We start from the raw sequence: 6,676 nt of genomic DNA, 5'->3' as shown, positions 1-6,676 counted from the left end.
CGCGCCGAGGCCGCCCTGGCCGGCCGCAATCATGTGCTCCCGGACGACGTCAAGGCCATCGCCGTGCCCGTACTCGCCCACCGGTTATTGCTCGAGCGCCGCTCCGGCACCGACAGCGCCCAGGACGTGGTGCGCGCCATCCTCGATGACGTGCGCGTCCCCACCGAGGACGGCACCGGATCTCGATGAGCAACACCGCCTCCACTGCCGAGGCGCGGGTTGATTCCCGCGCCAAGTTCACGGTGCGCGGCTGGTGCTTCCTGGTCGCGGCCGTCGTGTGCCTGGCCACCGCCACGTGGCTGGGCCGTAAGGACGTGCTGGCGCTGTCCCTGTTCCTGGGCATGCTCCCGTTGTTCTCCTCGCTGGCAATGTGGTTGATCAAACCCCGCGTGCTGCTCAAACGGTCCGTGGATCCGGCGCTGGTCACGGTCGGCGACGCCGCCTCGGTCGCCTTGCGCGTACGACGACGTTCACAGTTCGGTTCCCGACGTCGCGCGGGCTCCCCGGGCTCGACCGTTCACGATCGCGCCGCGGTGGAGGTCCACGAAACGGTGGACCCGCAACTGGGCAAGGACCGGGACTTCTCGGTCCCCGTCTCAGGCGTGCCCGTGGAGTACACGGTGCGCCCGCGGCGTCGTGGAATGTACGAACTGGGCCCGGCGACCGTGCGGGTCCAGGACCCGTTCGGCGTGGTGACCGAGCTGTTGGACGTGGCCGAGCGCACCACCCTGCAGGTCGCCCCGGACGCAGAGGACCTCACCGAACTGGGCGCATCCCGGGTGCGCGAAACCGGCGGTGATCCCTCCCGACGGGCCATGCCCCAACCCGGTCCGGACAACGTGACCACTCGCGAATACCGCCACGGTGACCCAATGCGAAGGGTGCACTGGGCGGCGTCGGCAAAGCACGGCGAACTCATGGTGCGCCAGGAGGACCCGCGCAGCACGCGCAAGGCCGTGCTCGTCCTGGACACGACCCAGGGGCACTGGCCCGGCGAGCGCGTGTGGGCGGGCATCCTGCCGTCCACCGAGGAGTTCGAATGGGGCGTGCGCGCCACGGCGTCCATCCTGGACCACCTGACCCGCCGCGAAACCGTGGTCTTCGCCCTGGATGACCAGGGTCATGCGCTGCCACACGGTGACCTGAAGGGCACCGATCAGCGCGACACGTCCGTCACGGACAACACGGCTCTTGAAGTGGTGCATGGATTGGCGCAGGCCGCGCTGGTCTCCCGCCCCGAACCTGACGCCGCGACCGATCCGCTGGCCGCCCGCTTCGACCGCGAAGCGTTGACCCACCCGCTGCTGCTCATCACGGGCAAGCTGTCCGCTGAAGCAGCGCGGCGCTACGTGAGCACGGCGAAAGGCAACGTCGCTGGTTCGGTGATCATGGTGCTCAACCCTCCCCTGGCCCGCCCCGAGAGCGCGGACATTCTGGAGACCTCCGGCTGGTCCGTGGTGCTCGTGACGCGCTGGACGGACATTGACGCCGCGTGGACCTCCATTCTGGACGGCGCCACACTTCTGGATCCGCCGCCCGCGCCACCCGGAGTCCAACAACTGAACATGGACCACGTGATGGGGCACTTCCGATCGAGGACTACCACATGAGCCACACCGCCGCACCGGCCACCCCGTGGGGCAGTCCGGGACCCGCCGGGCGGGCCGAGTCTTCGGAGTCGACGCCGGCAGCGCCCGAGAACTCACGGCCCCCCGAGCCATCGCGGAACCACCGTGCGCCGCGCATGGCGGTGCTCCCGTTGCACGCGTTGCTGTTGGCGAGCATCACCCTGGGCTGCGTGGGCATGGCCGGGGCGCTCGCCGGTTTCTGGTGGGTGCTGCCCGTAGCGGTCACCGTGGTGATCGTTGTGCTGGTCACCGCGGCCGCGCGGTGGCTGCGCTTGCCTTCTGCGCTGGTGACCGTTCTGGGTCTTGCCGCTCTCATCCTGGCGCTGACCGTGGTGCACGTGAGCGATCACGCGCTGTTGGGGTTCATTCCGACCCCGGGCACCTTTTCCGCCGTGGGTTCACTGTGGAGTGAGTCCGGCTCGTTCGTGGCCCGGCAGGCCGCGCCCTACGGGCAGAACGCCGGTTTGGCTCTGGTGCTGAGCGCCCTGGTGGGCTTGGTGGCCGTGTTCATGGAGACCGCACTGCTGGGCCTGCGCATGGCCGGCCTGGCATGCGTGGGCGTCCTGGCGCTGCTCGTGGTGCCCGCCTTGACCTTGCCGGGCAGCGTATCGATATGGGGTCTGGGCGCCGCGATCCTCGCCGCGCTGGCCCTGCTCGCCGGGTCAAGGGTGTGGGGTGCCACCCGTCTGCAGCATATTGCGCCGACCCCCGGCGGTCTGCCGCGCGCGCTGCTGGTGATTGCCGGTGTCCTGGCCGTGAGCCTGCTCGTTCCCACGGTCATGCCCGGGTTCTTCAGCGGCGCATTCCCGCAGGGCAGTTCGTTCAATTCCGAGCGTGCCGCCGGTGTGGGCCCGTTGCGCGCGGTGGGACAGGATCTGCGGGAGAGCGAACGGGTTCAGCGCTTCAGCTACACCACCTCCGACGGGCAGCCCAAGTACATGCGGCTCATGAGCCTGTCCGACTTCTCCCAGCCCGAGTTCTTCCCGCAGACGGACAACCTGGAAGAGGGCCTGGCTGGTCTGGCGGATCCGGAAACCAATCCGGTGTCCCGTGAAAACCCCGTGACGACCAAGGTCACGTTCGAGGACTACAACGAGCACTGGCTGCCTGCCCCGTACGCACCCACGGAGTTCGCGGGTATCGGCAACGAGGGCTGGTCATGGAACCCCCGCGACCTCTCGGTCTTCAGCGCGGGCTCGGACATGTCCGGCGGCACGTTCACGGTCACGTCCTCAGCTCCGCAGGCCACGGCGGACGCGATGCGTTCGGCAGCGCCGTCGAACGCGACCGGCGACCTGGCCGATGACCTGCGGTTGCCCAACGACGTGCCCGAGTCGATCGGCAGTGCCGCCCGCCAGTTCACGGAGGGCGCCGAGAACGACTACGACCGCGCGGTGGCGCTGCAGAACGGCCTGCGCCACAACTTCCGGTACGACGTGAACGCCCCGCTCGCCCAGGGTTACGACGCCGGCGGTATGGACAGCATGGAACAGTTCATGGAGACCCGCACGGGGTACGCCGGGCATTTCGCGCCCGCAATGGCTTTGATGGCGCGCGAGGTCGGTATCCCCGCCCGCGTGGCGGTCGGTTATCTGCCCACGGCCCCGGTCGACGATTCGCGGGGCGGAGAACTTTTCCAGGTGGGTACCGGTGACGCCCACGCGTGGCCCGAACTTTATTTCCAGGGCGTCGGGTGGGTGCGTTTCGAACCCACGCCCGGCATTCCCACCACCCCGGAGTACGCGCCCGAATCCGGCAACGACCCCGGTCAGGACGCCTCCGGCCAACCCGATCAGACGCCCGGCCAAGAGCCGTCGCAACCGCAGGAGCCGACCTCGGGGCCCACGGACGAGCAAAGCCAACCGCCCGCTCCTGAGACGCCGGAACCCGAACAGGAGCAGCAGGAAACCAGCACCGCGCTCATGATTCCGCTCTGGGTGCTGGTGCTCGGCGGCGTCCTGCTGCTTCTCGTGCTTTTGGCCGCCGTGCCGCGGTTCGTGCGCGGAAGACGCCGCCGGGCACGGTTGGCGGACATGGCCGACGCCTCGCTTTCGCCCCAGGACCGGGCAAACGCGGCGTGGAACGAGTTGGAAGACTTGTCCGTGGACCACGGCGGATCTCCCAAGGCATCAGACACCCCGCGTGTGCGAGCCCGGCGCATGGCAGCGGGGATCCCGGCGGCGTCGGAGGCAGTGGATCGGATCGTCTCTGATATGGAGCACGCCACCTACGCCGCCCCGGACGCCTCGTGGAAGCCGTCAGCGTCCGCCGCGGATCTCGGCACGGTGCGCAACGAACTCATGAACCGCGCCGACCGAGGTCAGAGGTTGCGCGCCACGTGGTGGCCGGCGTCGATTTTCCGGCGCTGAGGCTTCACGTGTGGTGCTCAGGGGCCGCCGAGCGCCCCGAGCCGGTGACGGGCCGGTCCCCGTTGACGGGGCGGGCGGGGACGATCCGCGGGACGCGCCTCAGCGCTGACCGCGGGCGGTGATCACGGCGTCGTAGAGCTGGCGGGTGCTGACGCCGGCGTCCGTGGCGATCTGGCGGGCGGCGGCCTTGAGCTTGATGTCGCTGGTGGCCACGAGTTTTTCGACGTCGCCCACGAGGTCCTCGGGTTCCGGGGCCTTTGCGGCTGCGGCACCGTGGACGACCACCGCGATCTCTCCGCGCACCTGATTGTCCTGCGCCCACTCCGTGAGACCGGCGAGGTCATTGCGGAGGACTTCTTCGTGGAGTTTGGTGAGTTCGCGACACACCACGGCCTGACGATCGCCGCCGAGAGCATCCCGCAGCGCCTCCAACATCACCGCCAGTCGATGCGGTGATTCGTAGAAGACCATGGTGCGGCGCTCTTCGGCCAGGGCCTTGAGGTGAGTGGCCCGCTCCCCCGCCTTGCGCGGCAGAAACCCTTCGAAGGTGAATCGGTCGGTCGGCAGTCCGGACACCGCGAGCGCCGCCAGAACGGCAGAAGGCCCGGGGATCACCGTCACCCGCAACCCCTCCCGCGCGGCGGCACGCGTGAGCGGGAAGCCCGGGTCCGAGACGGTGGGCATCCCGGCGTCGGACAGCACGGCCACGATCTTACCGGCGCGAACCAGATCGAGGATCTCGGTGACCCTCTCGTTCTCGTTGTGCTCGTGGTGGGTCATGACCCGGCCGGTGAAGTGGACGTCCAGCCCGGCAGCCAGCCGGTGGAGCGTGCGAGTGTCCTCCACGGCCAGCACATCAGCGGTTCGGAGAATCTCCAGCAAGCGGGGGGACGCGTCCGAGAGGTTGCCAATGGGAGTGCCCACGACCACCACGGCTCCGCCCCGGGGCTGCTCCGAAGGAGTCTGGGCAGTTTCCTGGGGCGTTGATTCTTGCGAGCTCACACACAGTACTCTACGAACCCTGTCCAATCGGCGGCTGAGAACCGCCGTAAACTCCATCGTGAACAGGGGTTCTTCAGTAACCACCACCTACGATGATTGAGTGCATCTGACTGCTTTCCAGCCGGTGACCCGCGGCCCCTCCACAGACCTTCGTGGTCTCCTGCTACCCGCAGTCACCCAGTTGCCCCGGTTGTGGTGGGTTCCGCTGCTCCTCGTGACCGTGCTGGGCGGGGTCATGCGGTTCGTCAATCTCTCCTGGCCCCACGCGGTGGTCTTCGACGAAACCTATTACCTCAAGGATTCCTATTCGCTCCTGCTCAACGGCACGGAGCAGCAATGGCCCTCCGACGCGGACGAAACCTTTACCGCGGGCGCGCCGACCACCACCCTGGATGAACCCTCGTTCGTGGTGCACCCCCCGGTGGGCAAGTGGCTGATCGCCGGCGGCCTGTGGCTGTTCGGCGCGGACGATCCCTTCGGCTGGCGCTTTTCCGCCGCCCTGTTCGGCACTCTGTCGATCGCCCTGATCTTCGCCGCAGCGTGGCTTCTGTTCCGCTCGATCACCCTGGCAACCGCCGCCGGGCTGCTCATGAGCCTGGACGGCCTCCACCTGGTCGAATCCCGCCTGGCGCTGCTGGACATCTTCCTGATGTTCTTCGTGCTCCTCGCCTTCGTGCTCCTCCTGCTCGACCGTGACGACGGACGACGACGCCTGGTCGCCCGGTTCTCGCCTCACGGTCCGGGTCCGTGGCTGGGGATCCGGTGGTGGCGGATTGCGGCCGGGGTGGCGTGCGGGTTGGCCGTGGGCGTCAAGTGGAACGCCCTGTTCCTGGTGGCCGCCCTGGGAATCCTCACGGTGCTGTGGGACATGAACGCCCGCCGGATCGCCGGTGTGAAGCAATGGTTCTGGGACGCCGCGGTCAAAGATGGGCTCCCCGCCTTCGTGGCCGTGATCGGCACCGGGCTGGTCGTCTACGTGATCACGTGGACCGGCTGGCTCACCACAGCGAACGGCTATCACCGCCAGTGGGCGGAACAGAATCCCGGCGAAGGCCTCCAGTGGCTGCCTCCGGCGCTGCGCTCCCTGTGGGAGTACCACGTGGCCGCGTACTCGTTCCACGCGGGTTTGGACAGCGAGCACACCTATATGGCAGGGCCCGCACTGTGGCCGATCCTCGCGCGGCCCACCTCGTACTTCTACGAATCCCCCGAGCGCGGCGTTGACGGGTGCACCGTGGACTCGTGTTCCCAAGCGATCCTGAACCAGGGCAATCCCGCCGTGTGGTGGGTGGGTATTGCCGCGGTCCTGTTCGCCCTGGTCCTGTGGATCGTGAAGCGGGATTGGCGTTTGGGCGGCTTGCTCGGGATGTACGCGGCCGCCTACCTTCCGTGGTTCCTGTACCCCGAGCGCACGATGTTCTACTTCTACGCCCTGGCGTTCTTCCCGTTCATGGTGCTCATCATCGTGGGCGTTCTGGGGGTCCTGACCGGGCGGCTCGGCGTCGCGCCGTTCGGGGACACCGCGGGGACACCCACCGCTCGGAATCGCTTCATCTCCCGCGTGTGGGCGCACCGCTGGACCACCGTGGGGCTCGTCTTCATGAGTTTGGTGGTCGTGTGTGCGGTCTTCTTCTGGCCGGTGTGGACCGGGCAAACCATCCCGTACGACCACTGGCG

4 protein-coding genes and 1 pseudogene are annotated in these 6,676 nt (G+C 68.3%); 4 read left to right on the top strand and 1 reads right to left on the bottom strand.

The annotated features are described in order from the left end of the window. From Q4E95_RS09990 to Q4E95_RS09980, 3 genes and pseudogenes are all read left to right on the top strand, one after another. Nucleotides 1-189, top strand: a pseudogene (locus tag Q4E95_RS09990) (ATPase); the annotation flags it as partial. Beyond that, on the top strand, nt 186-1,610 hold the full coding sequence (locus Q4E95_RS09985; protein ID WP_303383165.1) for a DUF58 domain-containing protein: 1,425 nt from the start codon (nt 186-188) through the stop codon (nt 1,608-1,610). The pseudogene Q4E95_RS09990 and the gene Q4E95_RS09985, both read left to right, overlap by 4 nt. After that, nucleotides 1,607-3,997, top strand: a complete 2,391-nt coding sequence (locus Q4E95_RS09980) for a DUF3488 and transglutaminase-like domain-containing protein (RefSeq protein ID WP_303383164.1) — start codon at nt 1,607-1,609, stop codon at nt 3,995-3,997. The genes Q4E95_RS09985 and Q4E95_RS09980 overlap by 4 nt, the downstream gene beginning before the upstream one ends. A gap of 99 nt (nt 3,998-4,096) precedes the next feature. On the opposite strand, the gene rsmI is transcribed toward Q4E95_RS09980, so the two are convergent. After that, nucleotides 4,097-4,930, bottom strand: a complete 834-nt coding sequence (rsmI, locus tag Q4E95_RS09975; RefSeq protein WP_303383166.1) for a 16S rRNA (cytidine(1402)-2'-O)-methyltransferase — start codon at nt 4,928-4,930, stop codon at nt 4,097-4,099. A gap of 169 nt (nt 4,931-5,099) precedes the next feature. Here rsmI and Q4E95_RS09970 point away from each other — a divergent pair. Further along, nucleotides 5,100-6,676, top strand: a 1,577-nt coding sequence (locus Q4E95_RS09970; protein WP_303383163.1) for a dolichyl-phosphate-mannose--protein mannosyltransferase, incomplete at its 3' end; no start/stop codon positions are given.

Origin of the sequence: Kocuria sp. (genome assembly GCF_030536815.1) — a bacterium.
GTDB lineage: Bacteria > Actinomycetota > Actinomycetes > Actinomycetales > Micrococcaceae > Kocuria > Kocuria gwangalliensis.
Note: the sequence above shows the minus strand (reverse complement) of the source record. Positions and strands in the feature narration are given on the sequence as shown.